At 37.9% G+C, this 22,973-nt stretch carries 27 protein-coding genes; all 27 read right to left on the bottom strand.

The window, feature by feature from the left end; all coding sequences use genetic code 11:
• Positions 1-323 precede the first annotated feature (323 nt).
• Positions 324-650, bottom strand: a complete 327-nt coding sequence (locus ACTQ5J_RS07450) for a type II toxin-antitoxin system PemK/MazF family toxin (RefSeq protein ID WP_441751984.1) — start codon at positions 648-650, stop codon at positions 324-326.
• Positions 644-886: an AbrB/MazE/SpoVT family DNA-binding domain-containing protein gene (locus ACTQ5J_RS07445; protein WP_441751983.1), complete on the bottom strand. Its 243-nt coding sequence runs from the start codon at positions 884-886 to the stop codon at positions 644-646. The genes ACTQ5J_RS07450 and ACTQ5J_RS07445 overlap by 7 nt, the downstream gene beginning before the upstream one ends.
• A gap of 56 nt (positions 887-942) precedes the next feature.
• Entirely contained in the window at positions 943-1,233 is a 291-nt protein-coding gene (locus ACTQ5J_RS07440; RefSeq protein ID WP_441751981.1) for a hypothetical protein, read from the bottom strand.
• A 227-nt stretch (positions 1,234-1,460) separates the two neighbouring features.
• Positions 1,461-2,231, bottom strand: coding sequence for a MurR/RpiR family transcriptional regulator (locus tag ACTQ5J_RS07435; RefSeq protein WP_441751980.1), 771 nt, complete (start codon positions 2,229-2,231; stop codon positions 1,461-1,463).
• 17 nt (positions 2,232-2,248) lie between these two features.
• Positions 2,249-3,574 carry a glycoside hydrolase family 30 protein gene (locus tag ACTQ5J_RS07430; protein ID WP_441751978.1) on the bottom strand — a complete coding sequence of 442 codons (1,326 nt, stop codon included), beginning with the start codon at positions 3,572-3,574 and terminating at the stop codon, positions 2,249-2,251.
• A complete protein-coding gene (locus tag ACTQ5J_RS07425) occupies positions 3,571-4,182 on the bottom strand; it encodes a hypothetical protein (protein ID WP_441751976.1) in 612 nt (203 codons plus the stop codon). The genes ACTQ5J_RS07430 and ACTQ5J_RS07425 overlap by 4 nt, the downstream gene beginning before the upstream one ends.
• A gap of 25 nt (positions 4,183-4,207) precedes the next feature.
• Positions 4,208-5,836: a sugar ABC transporter substrate-binding protein gene (locus tag ACTQ5J_RS07420; RefSeq protein WP_441751974.1), complete on the bottom strand. Its 1,629-nt coding sequence runs from the start codon at positions 5,834-5,836 to the stop codon at positions 4,208-4,210.
• Positions 5,837-5,859: 23 nt separating this feature from the next.
• Positions 5,860-6,729 (bottom strand): carbohydrate ABC transporter permease, encoded by an 870-nt coding sequence (locus ACTQ5J_RS07415; protein ID WP_441752280.1) that lies wholly within the window; start codon positions 6,727-6,729, stop codon positions 5,860-5,862.
• 30 nt (positions 6,730-6,759) lie between these two features.
• Complete coding sequence (locus ACTQ5J_RS07410) at positions 6,760-7,623, bottom strand: ABC transporter permease (protein WP_441752278.1); 864 nt, start codon at positions 7,621-7,623, stop codon at positions 6,760-6,762.
• 115 nt (positions 7,624-7,738) lie between these two features.
• On the bottom strand, positions 7,739-8,674 hold the full coding sequence (locus ACTQ5J_RS07405; protein ID WP_441751972.1) for an ROK family protein: 936 nt from the start codon (positions 8,672-8,674) through the stop codon (positions 7,739-7,741).
• Positions 8,675-8,892: 218 nt separating this feature from the next.
• On the bottom strand, positions 8,893-10,332 hold the full coding sequence (locus ACTQ5J_RS07400) for a 6-phospho-beta-glucosidase (RefSeq protein WP_441751971.1): 1,440 nt from the start codon (positions 10,330-10,332) through the stop codon (positions 8,893-8,895).
• A gap of 341 nt (positions 10,333-10,673) precedes the next feature.
• Positions 10,674-11,195, bottom strand: coding sequence for a YjbQ family protein (locus ACTQ5J_RS07395; RefSeq protein WP_441751969.1), 522 nt, complete (start codon positions 11,193-11,195; stop codon positions 10,674-10,676).
• Positions 11,196-11,212: 17 nt separating this feature from the next.
• Entirely contained in the window at positions 11,213-11,908 is a 696-nt protein-coding gene (locus ACTQ5J_RS07390) for a triose-phosphate isomerase (protein WP_441751967.1), read from the bottom strand.
• A 2-nt stretch (positions 11,909-11,910) separates the two neighbouring features.
• Entirely contained in the window at positions 11,911-12,774 is an 864-nt protein-coding gene (locus ACTQ5J_RS07385) for a class II fructose-bisphosphate aldolase (RefSeq protein WP_441751966.1), read from the bottom strand.
• A 258-nt stretch (positions 12,775-13,032) separates the two neighbouring features.
• Positions 13,033-13,317 carry a PTS sugar transporter subunit IIB gene (locus tag ACTQ5J_RS07380; RefSeq protein WP_441751964.1) on the bottom strand — a complete coding sequence of 95 codons (285 nt, stop codon included), beginning with the start codon at positions 13,315-13,317 and terminating at the stop codon, positions 13,033-13,035.
• Between the two features lie 123 nt (positions 13,318-13,440).
• Positions 13,441-14,775: a PTS galactitol transporter subunit IIC gene (locus ACTQ5J_RS07375; protein ID WP_441751962.1), complete on the bottom strand. Its 1,335-nt coding sequence runs from the start codon at positions 14,773-14,775 to the stop codon at positions 13,441-13,443.
• Positions 14,776-14,793: 18 nt separating this feature from the next.
• The gene (locus ACTQ5J_RS07370; protein ID WP_441751960.1) at positions 14,794-15,261 is read right to left on the bottom strand and encodes a PTS sugar transporter subunit IIA; all 468 of its coding nucleotides are present in this window, start codon (positions 15,259-15,261) and stop codon (positions 14,794-14,796) included.
• A 130-nt stretch (positions 15,262-15,391) separates the two neighbouring features.
• Positions 15,392-16,237, bottom strand: a complete 846-nt coding sequence (locus ACTQ5J_RS07365; RefSeq protein WP_441751959.1) for a PRD domain-containing protein — start codon at positions 16,235-16,237, stop codon at positions 15,392-15,394.
• 302 nt (positions 16,238-16,539) lie between these two features.
• The gene (locus ACTQ5J_RS07360; RefSeq protein WP_441751957.1) at positions 16,540-17,220 is read right to left on the bottom strand and encodes a fructose-6-phosphate aldolase; all 681 of its coding nucleotides are present in this window, start codon (positions 17,218-17,220) and stop codon (positions 16,540-16,542) included.
• Between the two features lie 17 nt (positions 17,221-17,237).
• Positions 17,238-17,873 (bottom strand): HAD family hydrolase, encoded by a 636-nt coding sequence (locus ACTQ5J_RS07355; RefSeq protein ID WP_441751955.1) that lies wholly within the window; start codon positions 17,871-17,873, stop codon positions 17,238-17,240.
• Positions 17,874-18,524, bottom strand: coding sequence for an HAD family hydrolase (locus tag ACTQ5J_RS07350; protein WP_441751953.1), 651 nt, complete (start codon positions 18,522-18,524; stop codon positions 17,874-17,876).
• Positions 18,525-18,678: 154 nt separating this feature from the next.
• Entirely contained in the window at positions 18,679-19,035 is a 357-nt protein-coding gene (locus tag ACTQ5J_RS07345) for a PTS glucitol/sorbitol transporter subunit IIA (protein WP_441751951.1), read from the bottom strand.
• Positions 19,036-19,057: 22 nt separating this feature from the next.
• On the bottom strand, positions 19,058-20,050 hold the full coding sequence (gene srlE / locus ACTQ5J_RS07340) for a PTS glucitol/sorbitol transporter subunit IIB (protein WP_441751949.1): 993 nt from the start codon (positions 20,048-20,050) through the stop codon (positions 19,058-19,060).
• An 11-nt stretch (positions 20,051-20,061) separates the two neighbouring features.
• Positions 20,062-20,616, bottom strand: a complete 555-nt coding sequence (gene srlA / locus ACTQ5J_RS07335) for a PTS glucitol/sorbitol transporter subunit IIC (protein WP_441751947.1) — start codon at positions 20,614-20,616, stop codon at positions 20,062-20,064.
• A 2-nt stretch (positions 20,617-20,618) separates the two neighbouring features.
• Positions 20,619-21,101 carry a transcriptional regulator GutM gene (locus ACTQ5J_RS07330; protein ID WP_441751945.1) on the bottom strand — a complete coding sequence of 161 codons (483 nt, stop codon included), beginning with the start codon at positions 21,099-21,101 and terminating at the stop codon, positions 20,619-20,621.
• The gene (locus tag ACTQ5J_RS07325) at positions 21,098-22,636 is read right to left on the bottom strand and encodes a BglG family transcription antiterminator (protein ID WP_441752276.1); all 1,539 of its coding nucleotides are present in this window, start codon (positions 22,634-22,636) and stop codon (positions 21,098-21,100) included. The genes ACTQ5J_RS07330 and ACTQ5J_RS07325 overlap by 4 nt, the downstream gene beginning before the upstream one ends.
• The gene (locus ACTQ5J_RS07320; RefSeq protein WP_441751943.1) at positions 22,614-22,964 is read right to left on the bottom strand and encodes a hypothetical protein; all 351 of its coding nucleotides are present in this window, start codon (positions 22,962-22,964) and stop codon (positions 22,614-22,616) included. The genes ACTQ5J_RS07325 and ACTQ5J_RS07320 overlap by 23 nt, the downstream gene beginning before the upstream one ends.
• Positions 22,965-22,973 lie beyond the last annotated feature (9 nt).

The following is a 22,973-nucleotide window of genomic DNA, read 5'->3' as shown; positions in this document are numbered from 1 at the left end:
GAGCTTTTGACTGGTCGGTTATTGTTGTGCGATCGGTGGCTATGAGTAACCCTTAGCGAATACTACTTTAACTTAAGTCGTGCCGCTGAACGCTTCCACATCATGGCGATTGGAGCCATGATGTGGAACACGCTTCAGGATTCGTGGCTCAAGTCGCCATGATGTGGATCCATGGATTGAGTGGCTTTTCTTCGTATAAACGGTCCTTTTCCACCAAATATAGGCTGATTTAGTGTGTTTTTCTGGATTTGCATTTATTTAAACTATGTTCTAAGTACCTAGTGCATAAAAAAAGCCCCCTGCATATCACACAGGAGGTAAATTTAATTCTTTTCAAAGACTAACTTTACTTTGTCCAGCAATTCAATCAAGAAATCATCGCTAACAGACTCAATATAGGTGTAACGTCTTGCGTTATAGTCAATAGCCATTACCTGGTCTAATAACACTTTTCCTGTTGTTTCAGTTTCTTCCAGCTCAACATAGAATGGATATTCTCTCGCTGTGTTACTGATAGGGGCGAATACACCGATATTAGAAGTGGTGTTGACTAACTCATGACTTAAACAGATAAAAAGTCTGTAGCCTTGCTGTTCATGACCTTGCTTAGGATTTAAGTTAACTTTGATTATTTCACCTTGTTTTACCATAATTCATTCTCTACTGGTTCAAATTCAACTAATTCAGATTTGAATGAACCGCCTTTGTAGTCTTTGAATAAATCATGGATTGACTGGTGTTTGGTGACTTTTTGAAGGATCATCTTATTATCCACTATTTCGACTTCAATTAAGCTATTGTTCTCAAAACCTACTTGGCTTAACAATTCTTTGGGAAATCTGATAGCACTACTATTCCCCCATTTTTTTATCTGTAATTCAGTCATAGCAAACAACTCCTTTTATTTAGACTTGGTATAGTTACATTATACACCAAATGTATCTACGTTGTATATACATCATCTTGTTTTTTAATGATATAAACAACTCCATCTAGTAAGACCTCATTGTCTGCTTTCTCAGGCTCTGCACCACCTAATGGTTGAGTTTCAGATTCCTTCAATTCCTTCAATTTCTTCCATTCAGAACAAGACTTGCCTCCGTATATGTACTGGCATGCCAGCACGATTTTAAGTTTAGCTGTCTTTATAAAATCGTCGCGAACGCAGAGAGTGACACCTTTGTGTTTTGAATGCGGGCGTTTTTTTTCCCAAACAAGAATTAGCTCATTCACACTGCCTTCCTATACAGCATACTAGCTGCTTTCCCCTAGTCATGTTGAATCGAGTCACAACGAAATCACCATTCAATCCGGTGTCCACAATCAACACGCCGCCACCCACCAAACTCCCCCTACCCCAAACTCAAAAACTAGGCCACAACAGGTTTTTAATCCTACTGTGGCCTAGTACGTTAATACATATTATCTGATTCAATTTGAAGATAGTTTTTCTAAATCTCTCAATCTAAAGGTGACACTTCATCAACGTTTATGTCTTCATCCTTCGCATTTAACTGCAACAATGAATTGGATAACACTTCTAATAAATAGAGCGCTGGTATTTGACTAGTTAAATCTTCATGTTGGTTTAATCTTACAATCGGTACTTTATAACTTAACACATAGTCACTCATCAAAGCTAAATCACTGCTAGGATTAGCTGTAATCGCTAATATCTTATAATCTGGGTTGTTGCGAAAGCCATTCACAATTTGAAGCACTTCTGTTGTCATACCAGAAATAGATAATACGATAATCAGATTATCAGTGGTATTTCGAAGCTTAGCAAAAATAGGGAATGTTGGATCTGTCATTGGATAAGTGTTGTAGCCTAATAATGCAAAACGACGCGTGCCATATTCACATAACGTAGCCGATGATCCTATTCCGAAAAAGATTATACTCTCAGATTCTTGAATTTGATCGGCAATCGTTAAGATTCTCGACTCTAGGTCATCTGGGAAATTGCTATCATTGAGATAAGCATTGGATGATAAGATTTCATTTTTTTCGATTTCAGATGTCTTAAAATGCGTTCTAAACTCTGTATAACTTTCGTAACCTACTTTTCGTATAAAACGCATCACAGATGATGAAGAGGTATGAGATTCAGTAGCAATATCTCGCACACGCATAAAAGGAATCTTCTGTGAATTTGTCGACATGTAGTGATAAATCGTTCGCTCTGTTTCAGACAGATTATTAAAATCTAATTTCCCAAAAAATGACATTTCGCCATCCCTCCCTGTCATTCTAGTTTAATCGTTGCTGCGGACTTTGGCAACATCTCCACAACACCTTCTCTAAAATTAGACAGAGAAACACTCCTGACTTCTTCTGTATTATTAAACAACACAACAACAATCGACTGATCTTTATTCTCAAAAGCGACAGATTTAATTCCTTTGCTTTCGCTGCTAAATATTCTTCGAGCGCCAGGTCTTACATGCTTACTATAGTGGGCCAGCCCGTAATAATCTAATGTATAATCATACGTTTGGGTACTCTGATTAATCTTTAACAATCCTCGACACGTACTCTTACCAAAACCTGGTACCGTCGGTCCATTATTCTCATCTAATGCTAAATTCCAGAGAGTAACAGATTGCGAGCCGTTTCTCAAGATATCGATTGTAGTCCGCATCAAGTTACTAAATGCCGGTTCAAATTCTGGTATCCATTCTCCACCAGATCCTTCAGTAAAATGAATTTCCTTATCTGGATAAAAGTTTGCAACTCTTGATTGGTTGATGACATTTCCACCATACCAATGCCATGCGATTCCATCTACAGAATCTGCAGCTTTATCCAACAATTCTAAGGGATAATCCACTCGGTCCCAGTTGTGGTCATATCCAAACACTTTCGTAGATAATCCAGCATTCATTAACGCCGGCTTCAAATATTTAGAAATAAACTCAGCCGATTCATTTGCTAATAACTCCATACCAGGATAATGAACGGGAACATACAGTGGTTCATTCTGAGGTGTGACCGCATTGATCATCACACCTTCCTCATCATATGCTTCAACAAATTTCACAAAATAATCAGCATAAGCAGAATAGTATTCTTTTAATAGTTTTCCGCCAATCATACTCCCTGACGTTTTCATCCAACCTGGCGCACTCCACGGTGATGCAAACACTTTTAACGATGGATTTAACTGCTGTGCCCATTTGGTTAATGGAAGTATACTCTCACGGTCATGATCAATTGAAAATTCGGTTAAATTTGTATCTTTTTCCCCTTCAACTAAGTCATGATAACTATAGATAAACCTAGCGTAATCAGAAGCGCCCATAGGATTTCGGATGATGGATAAGCCAATGCCATCCTCTGAAGCAAATAAACGAGTCATTACATCTTCTCTATCCTTTTGAGATAAAACTTTATCCATTAGATAAGCTGCACTATCAGTAAAAGATGCGCCAAAACCATCGATTGTTTGAAACTTTTGTAAAGGATCCACTTCAATCTCAATAATATTTTTCGCTAGCTTACCAGGTTCAGTAAAATTTGCTTTGACAAACATATGGTCTTTGTCGTAACTTCGATATAATGTTTTAATCAATTTGTCGCTCCCTCTTTTATAATATGTTGGAATCTGCTGAGACAATAATCAAAGATTTTCACATGTAAGAGCATAGGTAAGCCGATTCCCAAGAAAAACCACAGAAACATTAGTTTAGGTAAGAATATCGGCACAAGATAAGAGACAACTAACGCTGCTAAACTCAAGCAGAAGAAGCCAGTATATCTCATCGTCAATACAAGTGAAAATTTCAGACACTCCAATAGGTTTAATTTAAAACGTGCTGTCACTAGTAATGTGTTCATACATACTAGTGCAACAAAAGATAAAATAAGTAAACTTAAGAATTGAAACGGTGTACCTACCGTTAAAAAGACGAGCTGAATCATGATAAAACCTATGATTAGATGAATCATGGTAAGTACTAAACCGATTTTTAAACTGGCTTTGAAACATTCTACAAAACGTTTCAAATTAATTGGCCGTGTATCCTGTTCTGAATACAATTGATATCCAGCACTTATCGCACTGCCCATGGTTATAATCGGCAAACTAAAAATGATTGTTAGAACATTGACCACCATAATCTGATAAATCACTGTTAGGAAGGAATTTAAACTACCTTCTATATCAAAAATTCTTTTCATAAATGCTGGAAATCCTTTCTATAATTTATTCAAGTCCTAATTTCTCTTTATTTTCAATAATATTCTCATTTCGAATCTCTACAATTGCATCCCATCCCGTATTTTCTAAGAATAATTCGTAATCAGCTAACACACTGTCAAACGCTTCATCTGAGCCAGCTCTAATCAAACTCACTAATGTTGTATTCCAATTAGTATTGATTGCTGATAAATTACGAGCTTCTTGTGTACCCGGTGACGGATCTATGTTTTCTAGAATAAAGTGAGGATACAATAGTCCTTCACCCCATTCACGTGGTTGAACCAATGCTGGTGTCTGCAAGCTGTTACTTGCCATTGCTTGATATTTATCATGACCGAAGAATATAAATTCACTTAAACGATAGTCAACTTTATAACGTTCCGCATCATTGTCTTTTACATCTTGAACTTCAGGTAATAATTCAATATTTCCCTCTTCATCGTAGGCAAATGTTTCACCTTCAACTCCAAAGTTAGTCAATATTCCACCGTACTCGCTTTGTAAATAGGTAAATATTTGCATTGCTTTAGCAGGATCTTCAGCATCTTTACTAATGTAATTAATCATCCAACCAGTTATTCCACTTTGATTTAACTTAGGTGTGTTCCCTTCACTATGCTGAGGGCCATCAATAGCAATATACTCAGATCCAGGGTTAGCTGCCATCCAACTTTGTAAGAAGCCACTCATTTGAGCAGTTCCGCTAGCCATAATTGTAGCGTATTGACCTGATTTAAGTTTCTCTTCAAATGCTGTACCGTCATCAGCAAAGCTATCGTCAGAGATATTCCCGTCTTCATGGACCGCTCTTAACGTTCTCAACCAAACTAAATATTCTTCGTCTAAATTACGATTCTTAAAGTTCCCATCTGCATCCACTAAATCGACGCCTAAGAAGTCTTGGAATACATCACCTAATGAACCAACACCATCACCTAATGCATTGAATCCGAAAGGCACTAACTCTGGAAATTCTTCATTAATCATTTCCATTGTTGCGATAAATTCTTCAGGGCTTCCAAACTCTGGTTCACCAAGTGCTTCATAAACGTCTTTTCGAATTAAAAAGTTTGTATTAGAAGGAATCATGCCACTTTCATAATCAGCAGCTGTGTTTGAATAGTTCGGATAGCCATAGGTGTTTCCGTCCTCTAACTTAAACCAATTTAACGTATCTTCTGCAGCAACTTCATTCCAATGTGGGTCATAAGTTTCAGCCAGTTCATTTAATGCGTATGCCCACGTATTGGCTTCTTTGGCTACTTGTGAATTCGAATCGAAAATCGTCACGATATCCGCTACATCTTCACTTGAAAACATCATATTTAGATTAGTATCGTCACCTTTGATAAAGTTAATTTTAATATTTAAGTCTTCTTCCATTTTCTTGGTAACTGTGTCTTCACCCCACGTGTCATTCCACCAATCAGCATTTACATACCAGGTTAACTCAGTCACTTCTTCCTTCGTATCTAGTTCCCATGCAGGTGTTGAAGCATCTAATTCGTAGCGCTCTGCTATATCGTCCGTTCCGCTTTGACTTCCAGCTGACTCCTCGTTACCACACGCGACTAATAAGAAAGCAGACCCTAATAACAAAATAGTTTTACCAATAGTCTTGTTGAATTTCATTTATTTTCCTTCTTTCTAATATATTATTCTTTAACAGCGCCAACCATCATTCCAGAAATAAAATGTTTTTGTAACATCGGATAAATAATTAGAATGGGGATTGTGGTCATAACAATCGTTGCTAACTGAACTCCTTTCGTTGTACTTTGAGCAAGCGCGGTTCCGATATTCTGCATCCCTTGTGTTTGCGACTGGACAATAATTTCATACAGTTTCATCTGCAAAGGGTATAAATCCTTATTAGTAATATAAATACGAGCTGTCATAAAATCATTCCACTGATTCACGCCATTAAATAAAGCAATCGTAGCTAAAGCTGGTTTAGATAAGGGTAGAATAATTTGAAGAAACACACGCCAATAACCAGCACCATCAATCATTGCCGATTCTTCTAATGAATCAGGAACATTTCTGAAAAAGTTCATCAGAATAATCACGTCATAATAGCTTAAAAGAGCAGGGATGATGTAAACCCAGAAACTATTTAGTAAGCCCAGTTCGCGAATTAATAAATAAGTCGGGATCATACCACCTGAGAAAAACATCGTAATGATTCCCATAGCAGAATATAATTTCCGGCCTTTTAAATGAGCTTTACTCATAGCAAAAGCCATCATTGCACAGAAAAACACGTGAGTCAGAACACCAATTACAGTTTTAGCGACTGATATAACAAACGCACGTATCATGGAACTATCTCTGAAAACTGCTTTATAGTTTTCCAATGATAATTCCTCCGGCCAGAAAATAAAGTTTCCTTTAGCAAGTGCTTGTCCTGAAGCAAAAGAAGATATCAACACATTCCACAGTGGAATGATGATGAGGATTGTAAACACGATTAAAATAGTGACGTTGATTAAATCAAATAGTCTTCCATCAACATCTTTTTTCATTACTTTTCTATCCACTTTATCTTTCCCTCCCTACAGAACTGACGTATTGTCATTCAGACGTTTCGTCATTTGATTAGATAAAATTAATAAGGTCACTGAAACTAAAGACACGCCTAAACCAACAGCCGTCGCATAAGAAAAATCACCTTGCGCTATACCAATTCGATAAACATAGGAATTGATGACCTCTGCTCTTGCTTGGTTCTGGCTGTTCATTAGGACCATTGTCTGGTCTAAGTTTGAACCTAACAAACCACTGATTGTTAAAATTAAATTTAAACTGATAATTCCTTTTAACATGGGGATTGTTATTTTGGTAATCTGTTGGAACCTAGTCGCTCCATCTATTTTTGCAGCCTCATAGAAAGCTGGATCTATTTTAGCCAGTGTCGCTAGGTACAGAATAGTTCCCCAACCTGTATTTTTCCAAATATCAGAGATTACCGCAATCCACCAATAATTATTGGCTGATAATAAATAGTTTTGATTTTTAATCTGAAAACCCAGACCAGTTAGAATTGTATTTAAAAGACCTGTTGTCGATAACCAATTTATCAACATTCCTCCTAGGACAATCCATGATAAAAAATAGGGCATATAAGAGATTGTCTGAACGAGTTTCTTGAAGGGTCCTTGTCTCAATTCAAATATCAAAACTGAAAAGATAATGGGTAGTATAAAACCAATGAGTAATTTCAGAAAACTAATTCCTAGAGTATTAAAGACAGCGTCCCAGAAAAAACGGTCGTTGAGAATAATATTAAAGTTTTCAAATCCAACCCATTCTGCCGTACTAAATGTGTCCATCACGGTATAACGTTGAAATGCAATGACTAAACCATAAATTGGGATGAAATTAAATATCATCATAAATAGGATTCCCGGCCACACCATTGTTTGTAATTCCCATTGCTCAAAGAAAGCTTGAAACCATTTCCTAATTCTTCTTGTATTCTTTTGTTTGCCATGTTCTATTGCCAACTTAACGTCTCCTTTCTTTCTATTCAAATTAGCTATTTAACTTAAGGGTCCTACGAATCGGATAAACTGAACCGATAATACCTGCATCATTCTTAAGTTTTGTTTGCTTAATGGGTGCAATCGTTTGACCAATTAAATAATTGACACTTGCATGTTCTTTCTCCCATCTCAATACTTCCTTTTGTAAACGGTCAAAGAAACGGTCATTCTCACTGATGCCGCCACCAATCAACACAAGTTCTGGATCAAAGCAGCTAATCAGATTGATAATGGATACCGAAAGATCTTTGAAAAATTGAGAAATTACAAGCTGAGCAAGTTCATCCGTTGCCTCGCGTTCGAAGATTAACTTTGCATCCGTTATACCTTCGAAAGATGAATTTTTTTCTCTTGAAAACTTGTTGTATCTTAAACAGAGCCCCCCTACAATTGCAGCTCTTTGATTGACAGAAGCAGACTCCATATCTTCCTCGCTCGAAAATCGATCGATAATCATCCAACCAAATTCTCCAGCCATGCCATGTTTCCCACGGTAAACATCACCGTTTATTACGATTCCACCACCGACACCTGTTCCTAATACCAAGCATAAATAGTTATCGATTCCTTTAGCATTTCCTACCCAACGCTCGGCAATTGCGACAGCATTCGCATCATTTTCAATTTGAACAGGTAAATCGACAAATTTTTGAATTTCATCTTTCAAATTTATTCCGTATAAAGCTTTAAGAGCTCCTGCCGTTGTCATCAGGCCGTTTTTTTCGATAATGCCAGGTGCACATATTCCAACCGCTTTTACATCCGGATATTGAATGCTTAAGTCTTGAATAAGTTTAATGATGTTATCAAGAAATTCGATTCTATTATGACTAGTCGCTAGCGTAGATTTATGTGTGACCACACCCTCTTCATCTACTAGACCATATTTTATACTCGTCCCTCCGACATCAATTCCAATATACATAACTCTTCACCTTCTACTTCATTTATTATGTTGAGTAGTTACTTAGACTATCAACATTTGCCATTATATATGACAAAACACCCCTTTTATGGAAACGTTTTTATTTATTCCTAAAAAATATATAAAAGGCTGAAAGTCCAGTCTAGCATGTTCTCTTCAAAAGAAGGAATCAGAATTTGCCCCTAGCAGTTAGTTAGCTTGCTCTGATTCTTCAATTATTATATTTCCTTAGCATTTGTTGAAATCAAATATTTATACCAGTCAAAAGATACTTTCTTACTACGTTTTAAACTACCATTACCTTGATTATCTTTATCAACATGAATGAAACCATAACGCTTTTCCATTTCCCCTGTCCCAAAACTCACGATATCAATAATCCCCCAAGGCGTATAACCCATTAATTCGACACCATCTTCGACGACGGCAAGCTTCATTTGTTGAATATGTTCTTGTAAATAATCAATACGGTATTGATCTTGAATCGTTCCGTCCTCTTCAATCTGATCATAAGCACCAAACCCATTTTCAACAATAAATAATGGTAAATTATAGCGTTCATAAACCAAATTTAGAATGTAGCGAAGGCCTACGGGATCAATTTGCCAGCCCCAATCACTTGCTTTAACATATGGATTTTCTAACCATTTCGCATGTGAGAAATCATCAATTGAATAACCTCCGACATTTTCAAGCGTCGTTACAGCTCCTGACATATAATAACTAAAGCCTATGTAATCAACCGTTCCTTCTCTTAGAATATCACGCTCATCGCTTGTCAAATTAATTTGATAGCCTTTAGCTTCCCATTCCTTCTCAACGTAGTTAGGAACATAACCTCGCGCATGGACATCACTGTAGAAAAAGCGTCGATTCATTACTTTTAACGCTGCCATTTGATCCTCTGGTTTACTCGAAAAAGGATACACTGGCACATAAGCCATCATGCAACCAATCTGAAAATCTGGATTAATTTCATGACCTAGCTTAACGACTTTGGCACTAGCGATTAGTTCGTTTATTGCGGCTTGATAAATTATCGCTTCGCGATTCTCCCCTTCTTCAAACAGAATAGCGGAGTTCGTCCAAGTATGTAAATCGTGTTGACCGTCTGCTTGATTGTTTATTTCGTTGAAAGTCATCCAATATTTAACCTTATTCTTGTAACGCGTCATAACTGTCCTTGCATAATTAACAAAGAAATCAATCACCTTCTTATGACGGAAACCTCCATAATTATGGTACAGTGCTAACGGTATTTCGAAATGGGACAGAGTAATAACTGGTTCGATGCCGTTTACCAACAATTCATCAAACAAATCATCATAAAACTGTAGACCTGCTTCGTTCGGTTCAAGGTCATCGCCATTTGGATAGATTCTTGTCCAATTAATCGAAGTCCTTAGTGCCTTTAGGCCCATCTCTTTAAAAAGTTGGATATCTTCTTTATATCTGTGATAAAAATCTATGGCTTCATGATTGGGATAGTACTCGTTATCCAAGATTCCTTCTGTTGTAATTTTTCTGGATACACCATTTCTTCCTGCGGTCATGACGTCAGCCGTACTAAGTCCTTTGCCACCAACATTCCATCCACCTTCAATCTGATGAGCCGCCACCGCCCCTCCCCATAGAAAGTTTTTAGGTAACTCTTTCATAAATTCCACCCCTTCATTTAACTCTTGTTATCAGTATAAGCAATAACATAACCGAAAACAGATTTCCTCGCTTAGTTGGTAACGGTACCAACACTTAGGAATAATCTCCTCATTTGGCACACAGTGTGTCAAACGTAGTTAATTTAATATGTAAAACAATATTAAATTGGTTTTTTTGAGTAAACTCCACAATGAAAAGACAAATCTTCTACTATAAACAAGAAAATGCATCCCAACTCAAAAAAACACCCTCAAACTGGCTAGGTCTAAGGGTGACTCTCTATCTATTGTATTCATTTATAAGAGATGATTGCGTTTAGCTTTATCTTGGTAATAGAACCTTACTCTCCCATCACCGTAATCGAACACGTTCTTGTTCGAGGACGTGTCGTGTCAAAGTCGACAAAGTAAATGTAACCAGTTTTACCAACGCCTAATTTACCTGCTTCAACATCAAAGGTTTCACTTGATCCAATGATGGTAGCTTTCAAGTGTGCATCGCCGTTCCACAAAGCTGAACGGTCACCGTTTGGTAAATACTCAGCCGCATTTGGCCAAGCTTCAACAGCTTGATAATGTTCTTCGCCAGGGTAGATATACGTATCTGCTGACTTATGGTAAGGAATGATTTTTTCTAAAGCATTGTTCAAGTCTTGTTGTAAAGACTCAATACCATCCTCATTCTTGTCATGCGCATACTCTTCATAGAAGACTGCACAAGTTGTATGAGGTGTTAAAACAGTGACTAAGCCATTTTCTACACCACTATCAGTGATCGCTTTACGAACTGCTTCAGTTACATCGAGATAGGTCGACATCTTACCGGTAGACGCTAATTGGATTTTCTCTTTATATAATTTCATATTGATTAAATTCTCCTTTACTCAGACTTTGAAGCACGCACAACCGCTTCAATCATATCGATTAACATTTGCTTAGGATGATCAGCTTTAGTGATACCGCTTGTACAGCCTGTTCCGTCAGCACCTAATTTAATCGTACGATAGACATCATCCGCAGTACTAATACCAGCTGCTTGCATAATCGAGATTGAGTCATCAATGTCACGAATGGCTGCATTAGTTGCTTCAATATAAGAGTCATCACTCGTTTGACCTGTTCCGATTAATTCGGTTGGCTCACATAAAATCACATCCGGACCTAAACTAGCGATGGCCTTGGCTTCTTCTAGAGAATCCGCACAGACAATTGTTAGAATGCCTAAATCTTTGGCACGGTCAACGGCTGCTACTAACTCATTCAATTGCATTGGTTGCTCGGCATGGTTCAGGAAAGTTGCTCCAACACCCGCAGACTTTAAAGACTCAGGTAAAACGTGCCCCATACCTCGCCCAGGAACGATCCCATCCATATGTTGAGCAGTTACTGTAATATGCGTAGTAGCTGCTGAAACCGTCGCTAAATCAGCAAAAGGCGCAGTCACCATTACAGAAATTTCCGGATACAAAGCCGCTTGTTCGTCCGCCACTTTAGCTAACTCTAATAACTCTTCTCCATACAAGAATGACTTTGGATTAAAAATGAAAAATGGACGTTTAATTTTCTTATTAACCATTACTATTCCCCTTTCTCTTCCATTCCTACAACTTTAACAGCTTTCGTTTCAAAAACATCAAAATAGTGAGTTAAGACAGCTCGCATACGATCTCCAGCGACAGCTTTCATCACTACATAGTCAGCTGGCGCCTCTTCTTGAATCGCCGTATAAGCACCATTGATAAAATCAGAATATATATTAATCTTCGCAATGCCACTTGTCGCACAACGTTTTAAATTAGCGTCACCTGTTGATGACCCTCCGTGTAATACCAAAGGAATTGACGTCATCGCATTGATTTCTTCTAAACGCTCAAAACTTAATTTCGGTTCACCTTTATAAACGCCGTGAGCAGTTCCAATCGATACCGCTAAAGAGTCGACGCCAGTTGCTTCCACAAACTTCACGACGTCACTCACTTCTGTATAAATCGAATCCGTTAATTGATCAGATTCAGAATGATCATTGGCTCCTACATGACCTAATTCCGCCTCAACTGTCACATCAAACTGATGTGCAAAGGCGACGACTTGTTTCGTTAAAGCCACATTATCTTCAAAACTCTCCTGAGAGGCATCAATCATCACGGACTTAAAACCTAACTCAATCGCTCGCTTAATATAGTCAAAATCTTCACCGTGATCTAAATGTAGAATCACTGGCACACTCGCACGCTTTGCAAAGTAACCACCAATCACTGCCGCTTCTTCCAGTGACATGATGTTCTGATGAGATTGTGCAAATGACAAGATGAGTGGTAAGCCACTTTCCTCAGCCGTTTCCACATAAGCACGTGCTGACTCCAAATCGATAAAGTTGGTAGATGGAACCGCAAATCCTCTTTCTTTCGCTTCAAGTAATATTTGTTTTGAATTAACTAACATAAAAATCCTCCTTTGAGAATGATCCGTTGACTAAATAGCTAAACCTATTTACGAACTACTACCAGTCCGCAAACAATTACATAGACAGACATGAAAACTCACATATTCAATATAAAAAGCACACTTACGGGTAGCACACTCTGAATTCTCTTCACCAAGAGACGCAGTGTTTCACCATAAGCATGCTTTTCTATACTTTCATTTATCAAGTCTTGCTTCTAAGGGCGACCACTCTCTTCGCCACCTAAACAAGCCAAATTACTTCGATAGTTGAGCTTTTAAATCTTCGTACATTGCATCTACGCCCATACCTGTTAATAAAGGTAGACCTGGGATGACTTTATCTTTAATTTTATCTGGTACAGCTGTTGTAGAAACCACTGCATCATAATCATCAATACGATTGACTTCCGAAGCTACTTTAGACTGAATAATGGTTACTTCTTTATCCATACCGTTAGCCTTTAACCACTCTTTTAACTTGTTAGTAACTACTGTTGACGTTGCGATACCTGAACCACACATAACTAATAACTTTTTCATCATAAAACTCTCCCTTTATACTCAATTTATTTGTCAGCAGCCTCAGCCACTGTATATCTAATCTAATCACACTCAAAGCAACGGTTAACCGTCACCTCTCAAGCAATAAAATCTGACCAATCATTACCCAGCAACCTTAGCTGCCTTCACTTTATTCACATACACCAAGCCACCTAAACACACAACAAAGATTAAACCAATTGTAATCCAAGGCATGTTTTGTCCAGCCGTAATGAATAGCCAAGTTGGCCATAATCCACCTTCAACCATTGCGGTAACACTTGAGTTACCACCTAAGTCGAAGTTAGCTGCTTGAGCTGCCATTGTAACTAATGGCGCCGCCCATGACGTAATGTATAGAATTGACGTCATATATAATGAACCAGCAACAACTGTACGAATAATGTTACCTTTGAAAACAGGTGCCATTAAACATACTGCATAAGGTATCGTTGCTAAGTCACCAAAAGGAATCGTTGTGTTACCTGGTAATAAGAAAGCTAAACCAATTGTAATGGGTACTAATAATAATGAACTAGATAAAACCGCTGGGTGACCAACAGATAAGGCTGAGTCCATCCCGATATTTAACTCGCGACCTGGGAAACGCTTCTTAACAAATTCGTTCGCTGCTTCTGAAATTGGCGTTAAACCTTCCATTAACAAAGCAACCATTCTTGGTAGCAACACCATAACTGCTGCTAAAGAAATACCTAAACCTAATATACCACCCAAGTCATAACCCGCTAATAAGCCCATGACGATACCGATGATTAAGCCCATGACTGTAGTTTCACCAAAGACACCAAATTTATCTTGGATTGTTTCTGGGTCAGCTTGTAATTTGTTGAACCCAGGAATGCGATCGAAAATCCAATTTAAAGGAATCGCCACTAAGAAACCTGGTGCTGACGTACCATGAGGGAATGTGATATTTGGATAACCGTAGAATTTTTCAACAGTTGGCGCAATAAGATCTCCCAATAAGTACATTAAAAGTAAGTAAGTCACCATTGCGAATAAACTCAACGCAAAGTTACCCGTTACCGCATTCACTAATGACGCAACGAACGCTGCATGCCAGAAGTTCCAAATATCTACCATTAACGTGTTTGTTAAACCAAAGATTAATAACAAGACGTTCACACCAATTCCTACAGGTATCGCTAAACTACCTAAAACCGTACCGTAAGAAATCGCTGACGCTGCTGGCCAACCCACGTCAATGGTCGTTAAATTTAAGCCAAAACGATCAACCATTTGTTGAGCCGCAGGCCCTAAGCTACCACCTAATAAATCGATTACTAAGTTCAAGCCAATGAAGCCGATACCAACCGTTACCCCTGCGATAAATGCCTTACGCGGTGCTGCTCCTAACACTAAACCAAATATAAAGACGATAATCGGTAAAACAATTGATGGACCTAAATCCACAAAGCCTTGTAATAAATCCGCCATAATTAAATCCTCCTTTAATTAAATAATATTATATTTTTTAAATATTTCTTTTAGAGACGCTTTACTTTCACCAGACTCATCGAAGTTTAATAACTCAGTAATCACTTCATCATTTTGCATCAATTCTATCAAGGTCTGTAACATCGTCAAATGCGTCGCTGACTCTTTTAAAGCCAACATAAAGACAATCGACACCGGTACCTCCGTCATATTATCGCCCATTTGCTTAAACACAACTGGCTCAGCCAATGTCATAATCGCAATCTGTGACTCATTGACATGCTCGCTATCCGTATGCGGTAGCGCAAAACCAATGGTTCCAACCTGTAAACCCGTCGAAAAATTCGCCTCACGCGTCAAAATTGCCTCTTTAAACGACGTCTTGACAATTCCCAAACCAGCCAAACGTTCTGAAAGATGCGTCAAAACCGCAACGTCCGACTCTAAACCTGCAACCTTAAACTCCATAACCTCACGATTTAACATATACAACCTCCGAAAATTTCTACTATCTCCAGACAGAATTGGGCCCATAATCTTATCCAAAAATAGTTAGATGACTTAATCACTCAAGTCCCCAAGCTGAAAACAAAGCGCTTCAACTTGGCTTAGACTTTTACTGATCCAACACACGGATCAAATGGATTAACAAATAAAAAGCTTCCGCATGATTAATTGCCATGCTGTGTTGTTCGTCTAAAAAGACTTTCAACTTTTGGACGATGTCACGCTGCTTAGTAAATAAGCTAGCCGATGACTGATACAATTCCATCAAATTCGACTCTTCTTCCGAAGTGATTGTCGGCGTTTGCATTTGACGAATTAAAAAATAACGTAGGTGGACAATGAAACGCGAGTAATCAACCGAAGTTTTATCTAACTCGCATTCACTTTCTCTTTCAATAATCATCACGATATCGTTCAGGATATTGCTGAGTGTCACTGTTTCTTGGAAATTTGCTGAATCCTTCAACCCGTTCACAAAGTGTAAAGTGAAGAAGGCTTTCTCTGATTCATGTAAAGCTAATTGGTATTTATCATTTAAATAGTCGACCGAACACTCAGCCAAGACATACTCTTTTGGATACAAGTATTTTATCTCGTGATGAAACGGTTGCAAGGGAATATCCTGACTCATATTGCGTTCAATACTGTACTGTAAGTGATTGGCTAGCGAAAAAACAAAAGACTCATTTAATTCATCCGTTAATTTTTCATTTGCCATCTTGCCAACTTCCTCTGCCATAATCAATACATTTTCATCGATATCTTTCAATTGTTCTAAAATTTTCTGTTCATGGATCGTTGACTTAATGCTGTAGATGGTTGTGATTTTACTCTTTTCAACCTCATCACCTTTTTTCAGACCAAAGCCAATTCCTTTGCCTAACGTAATAAACTCATGACCACTTTCATCTCGAACCAATAGTGCGTTTTGATTCAATGATTGAATGACTTTCACACGAACACCTCCATAAATAAACACAAATAAATAGACATAAATAGACTCCTGGCGGGCCAGAAATATATTTATGCCTAATTGAATAGTTACACAATCATATTTAATTTGTTCATAGCTCTTGCAAATAAATAATAACCCAAGCTCTCAAATATTGCAAGCGCTTATTAATAATATTTCGATTTTCATACATTTTCATTGCAAGTTACCTCATCTGATACCTCAACAAACAGTATGTCACTCACCTTTATGATGCGAAAAAACATTTTCTAAATGATTCAGTCTGAAAATTAGTCAAGCATTCATTAAATAATTGCTACATTCGATCCTTCACCGTGGATTGTCTCCCAGTCAGTTTGGAAGTCATCGACTGCTTTTTGAATAGATGGTAAATTGAGGGCAGTTGCAATCATATCTACTCCCATAGTTGCCGCGTGTGCGCCACATTCAAATGCATTCGTTACTTGGTTAACATTCTTAAAGCTCGCTGCTAATATCTTTGTTTTACTGCCTGATTGTTTAATCATGTTTGCAATGTCTGTGATTGCTTCTCTCGGGTCAATATTAATATTCTCCATACGATTATAGTAAGGTGCAAGATAATCTGCTCCTACATTCATCGCTAAATAAGCTTGCATTTTCGTATAGATCCCAGTCGCAGTTACATTAATATTACGTTTTTTTAGTTCTTTCATAACACGTAATCCAGTTTCTGTAGTAGGTACTTTAATATACACTTGATCATCAATCTTATCCAAGATAGCTGCTGCATCTTCTAACATCCCATCATAGTCTTGTGACACTACTTGTACATGGAATGATTTATCTAAACCAATAATCTCACGAATTGCATTCATATGTGCAAAAAAATCTACATTACCTTCTTTTTTACAAATTGATGGATTGGTAGTTACTCCCGTTAAATTTAATACTTCATGATAATGTTTAATCTCTTCTAAATTTGCTGTATCAATAATAAATTCCATTACGTTCCCTCCAAATATTAAACATTAAAATCAATTTGACTTAAATCCGTTACAATTTCATCTGTCATAGATAAGTCTTGAGTTGGATAGTCTGGATTGGCAAAGCCGAAGCAATACATGCCTGCAGCCTTAGCAGCAAGTGCACCATTCTTAGTATCTTCAATTACTATACAATTTGTTGGATCAGCTTCGATTAATTCAGCTGCTCTTAAAAAGACATCAGGATTAGGTTTAGAGCGTTCCACTTCTTCACCACTAACTAAGACTTTAAAATATTCGATTAACCCTAATTCTGTTAAATTGCGAATGATTTCTTTCTTAGGTGAAGAGGACGCTACTGCTAATTCATAGCCTTGCGAATGTAACTCCATAATCAATTTCTGAGCACATTTAATCGCTCGCACACCGTCTCTTTGGATCATCTCTTCTCGAATTCGGTTCATTTCACTAATGTAGAAAGAAATGTCTTCTGGTAAAGCCAATTCATCTTTCATCTTTTGCCACATAAATTCATAGGTCGTGCCCATAAACTGATATTGGTAGCTCAATGGTTTTTCTCGGTCAGCGTCTTTTAAAATCTGTGTTTTAGATTCTAGATACGTATACTCTGAATCAACGATCACGCCGTCCATATCAAATATAATGGTTTTCACTTAGTTCGCTCCTTCAACTGGGTCTAGTTTAATTTCAAAGAAATCAGTCACAATCTCATCGGTGGCACTTAAATCTTGCTCAGGGTATTGACTGTCACGGTAACCCACACAATACATACCGGCAGCCTTAGCGGCCAGTGAGCCGTTTTTGGAATCCTCAATCACCAGACACTCACTTGGTTCAAGCCCTAATAAGTCAGCTGCTCTTAAAAAGATATCAGGTGCTGGTTTAGAATGCTTAACTTCTTCGCCACTGACTAACTGCTTAAAGTAGTCCGCCACGTCTAAATGTTCTACCGTACGCAGAATTTCACGCTTCGGTGAAGATGACGCAACCGCTAATTGATAGCCTTTTTCAAAAGAAGCGACAATGAAGTCACGAACGTGTGGATAGGTAATTAGCCCATCTCTTTCGACAATCAACTCTCGACGCTCTAACATATCATTAATATAAGCACTTGCTTCGCCGCTTAGTTGATAATCAAGCATGATCTGTGCCCAGGTAAAGTCATGGGTCGTTCCGACAAATGAGTAAATATACTCTTCTGAAATCTCATGGCCTAAACTTTGCATCACTTCTTTAATCGCTGCGGTGTAGGCGTACTCTGAATCAATCATCACGCCATCCATATCAAAGATTATTGCTTTCATGTAAAACACCCCTATTCACTAGTCTACTGACATCTTACTGACCATTGCTTAAAGATGCCACTTTTTTTCCTCACAATCGCTCGTTAAATAAAATATCCGAATACCTTCTCACAGGCAAAAAGACCATAAGATGATACTCGGATAATTAAGTGCATTAGTTAATTGTGATAACCGTTCCTGCTGAAGCTTCTGGTAAAGCTTTAGCTTCTAAATAAAGTGTTCCTGGAAGTTCAGCTTCCGTTGACCCATCAAATTTCAAGGTAATATGACCTAAATTAGTCAGGTTTTTATCGACTACGTTACCAACCGCTGTGATCGCATACTCACTTGAGTTGAAACTTAGTGTCATGCCTACTTCAATGGCAGCCGCTAAAGGCGTCACATCAATAATATAAGCATAATCAGCTAATTCAGCTGGCGCTTCTTTCCCGAATAAGATCATCATGTTTTCTTCTTTAAACATTGCTGCATCTGAGCCTACTTCAACAATATTTGTTTTGTATAAAGTCATATCTTTCTCCTTCTAAATAGTATTAGCTATATAAACCGAAGCTTGCTAACCAAGCAACGACAACACGAGGAACTCCGTTTAAGAAACGAGAGTATAAAACCGATGGTACACCGACTTCAACCGTTTCAGTTTCTGCTTCAGCTAAACCTAAAGCAACGGGAATAAAGTCACAACCGTTTTGCGTGTTAATCGCGAATAAAGCGGGTAGTGCAAGTTGTGGCGGAATGTTTCCATTACCAATTTCCACCCCAATTAATGTTCCGATAATCTGACTGATTACTGCACCAGGTCCTAATAAAGGTGATAAGAATGGTAATGAACATAAGAAGCCGATAATTACTAAACCAAAGACGTTACCTGCTAGAGGTGCCATGATGTTGGCGATCCATGTCCCAACACCAGATCCTTGAATTAAACCGATTAAAAGGGATACGAAGGCCATAAATGGAATGACGGTATTCAACATTGTTTGAACCGCTTCACGGGCTGCTTGGTTAAAAGTTGCTACGACTTTACCAGCACCCATCCCAATACGAGCCACAAAACTTTGCTCAGCGCGTTGTTCTGTAATTTTCTTCGTAGTGTCGTAAGTTGGTTTTTTAGCTTCAGTTACTGGTGCCGCTGCTGGAGCAACTTGACCATCTGATAAAGCAATTTGTTGTAAGCCAACGTTTGATACATAAATATCTTCTGTAATGTATTGAGCTAAAGGACCGCTCTTACCTGTTGGGATAATGTTGATAGTTGGAATTCCTTTTTTAGGATAAATCCCACAACGTAACGTCCCACCACAGTCAATAATTGCTAAGGCAATTTCACTATCTGGAATCGATGTTTTGAAGCCATTAGCAGCTTCCATCCCAGTCAATTCAACAATTTTATCAACAATTTCAGGTTTTTCACCACCACCAGTGACATAAATAAATTTATTCTTTTCTGCTGTTGGCGTGATCGTTAACGGGCCACCAAAGCCGCCATTACCTTTATTAACAACAATACTCTTAAATTCTGACATGTTTTATCCCCCTAGTCCGTTACACTATTAAGTGTTTTGCTTAATGTGACACCTTGTTGTTTCGATACGAATGCAGTCGTAAAGTCAGTGACCCAGCCACCAAACGCGTTCATAACTAAACCAACGAGTAAGTAACGAATCGCTAATTCCATTTGATTTAAGCCTAAAGCTGAAATACCTTGAGCAATCCCTAACCAAACAAATAATTCACCTGGGTTGATATGTGGGAATACCCCATTACTTGTATGACAGAATTGCATTTGAGCCGCAATAAAACTTGGCTTGTAATACTCTGGTAAGAATCTTCCCATTGTCATTGACATAGGATTTCCTAACATAAACGCAGAGATAAAAGGTAAAATCATGTAACGTGACACAGGGTTACTCGCTGAGACACGAGCTAAAGCCGTCACTTTTTCTTCCCCCATCATGCTAATTAGCGCATTCATCGCTACCAATAACATTAAAACTAAAGGAACAATTGACCCCATCCAACTAATAAAAACATCTGCACCTGTTTGGAATAGATTCATAAAGCCTTCCGCAAACTTAACAACAAACTCCATACCTACACACTCCTTTTAAATTTACTCATTAATAGATTTTTGGATAGATTGACATTAAATGCCAACTGTTTGAATGGCGATGCCGCCGGCTCTTCTTTATAGTCTCCTACAGCGACTCTCAAGTAGATTTCGCGAGCATTTTCCATCGCAAATTGTGTTAATTTATTTTCTTTTTGAACGAGCGGATGATACTTATCAATATAGTGAATATCTTGTCCGACATACTTGTTCAGTGCTTTAAATTTTGAAGCAACCGTCACACCTTGCATTAAACGCGCATCAATAATCTTTCCTTCGTCTTCAATCGCAAACATCACGATCGTTCCCGAGCGAATCTTACCAGGGCGTCGACCAATCGCAACTTTCCCTTTACGGCGTAGCTCTTGATAGACTCCATTAAAGTGTCTAAGTTGTTGGAAGCCTAAAAAGATTTGAAACGCATAAGCGCTTACAGCAAAGATAATAAACACCGTTACGAAACTCATAGCGATAACCTCCTTTTCTCGATGTATTCAATAAAATCAGATTTTTCAAACATTTCATAAAGATCTTCTTTAAAATTACTCTCATTGGCCATTCTGAAGATAATGTCATACAATTCGAATAATTTTGTTTCATTCTCCTTAGTCAGTTGTTCAGGCACTGCTAATAGAATAATTAAATTGACGCGTTCGTTTTCGACCAAATAGTCTTGTGAACAGACCCCAATCGTGAGGGTAATTTGTTGACTTTGGCTATTGATCGCATGTGGAAAGGCAATGCCATTATCAAAGGTCGTGGCTTGATTTTGCTCGCGCTGAATAATCCTGTCTTTAAAGGCCTCATCTACGATGCCCTCTTGCTGCAAACCTTCAATCATCACATTCAAATTCCATAGATAGTCCTGTTGAGTATCTAAGTGATACAAGTCAAACAACATGGAATCAATCAACTTCGTATTGGTCGCTTTGACTTTCTGCAATTGATCACTCAGCCATTGATCACTAAAGATATTGGCGATACGAATAATTGGGACGGCCTCCGGCACTTCTTGTAATGGAATGGTCGTAAAGATGACGAAGAATTGCGTTAAATCCGCCTCATGGTAATTGTCCTCAGAAAACTGAGTAAAATTAGTGTCATCCCCCACAATCCGTTCGATTTGACGGCGAATAATATTGGCGGTGCCATGTCCCGTATTACTAATAATTGCGACATTCAAACTTAATTCCTGCTTCGTTCGCCTTAACGTCATTTCAAAATAGAGCGTTAAGTAATCAATTTCAGCCGTGTAAATTTTACGCTTAATATCACTTGAAATGGATTGGGCGGCGACTTTCGCGACTTCGTATGAGAAAGGATACTTCCTTTCTAACTCTCCAAAAAACATTTCATTTGGTTTGACATGATAAATCGAGCGATTAATTAAATACAGTAAATGAATCGACATTTCTGAATATAAAAACTCACGGTTGATGTCTAACATAAAAGCTTGTCGGATTCGGTCCAACATCTTATGAAAGATTTCGGGTAAATAACTCGCTTCTCCCGCCTCTAATTGATGGCTCAAGCGATTAATGTTATTTAAATTGAGTGGGAAACTTAAGAAATCTTGTTCATAATGACTCAAGGTCATATTAAACTCCGTTTCCACAAACAGAATCAGTTCATGAAATAAATCCGTCTGCTCCATATGATTCGAATAATATGCAATCGGTTCATCTAAATAGTCACCTGAGCGAATCGAACCTACGATGATATCAATGCCTTTAATTAACATCGTCATCGTATCTTTACTAATCTGATAGCGTTCCTGCAATTCATACAGTCGATCAATCGACGCATCTTCAATAAATTGATAATTAAAATAGTCCTGAACTAACTTGAAATAAACTAAGCGTTTATTAAAGACTTCACCCGTTAAACGAATTCCTTTACTGGTTAAACTCTCAATTTCTACCTGATATTCTTGTAACTGTAAGCGAGCCGTCTTCAAGTCACTATTGACGGTATTGCGGCTAACAGATAGTTCTTCCGCAATATCCGTAATGACATGATAACCAGGTTCGAGGATCAGTTTTTTTTAACAGATAAGCAATTCGCTTGGTTGAAGAATTAAAATCGCTCTCGCGTTTAAATGACCCAGACATAATGTTATCTAATTCCTGGAAATCGAAAATTTGTAAAGTATAAATATGTTTATCTTGGTGGATATGGGCAATGCCAACCATTTCTTCATTCAATAAATGAATACTATTCTTTAAAGTATGTGGCGTTAAACTAAAATTCTTTTTAAAATCTTCCGCCGTTAGTTGGTCATGTGCTAGCAACAATTTCAAAATATCATACCAACGATTTACGATTCCCACGCATATAAC

The organism is Fundicoccus sp. Sow4_F4, from assembly GCF_052116145.1.
GTDB lineage: Bacteria > Bacillota > Bacilli > Lactobacillales > Aerococcaceae > Fundicoccus.
This window is presented reverse-complemented; position numbering and strand designations above follow the sequence as displayed.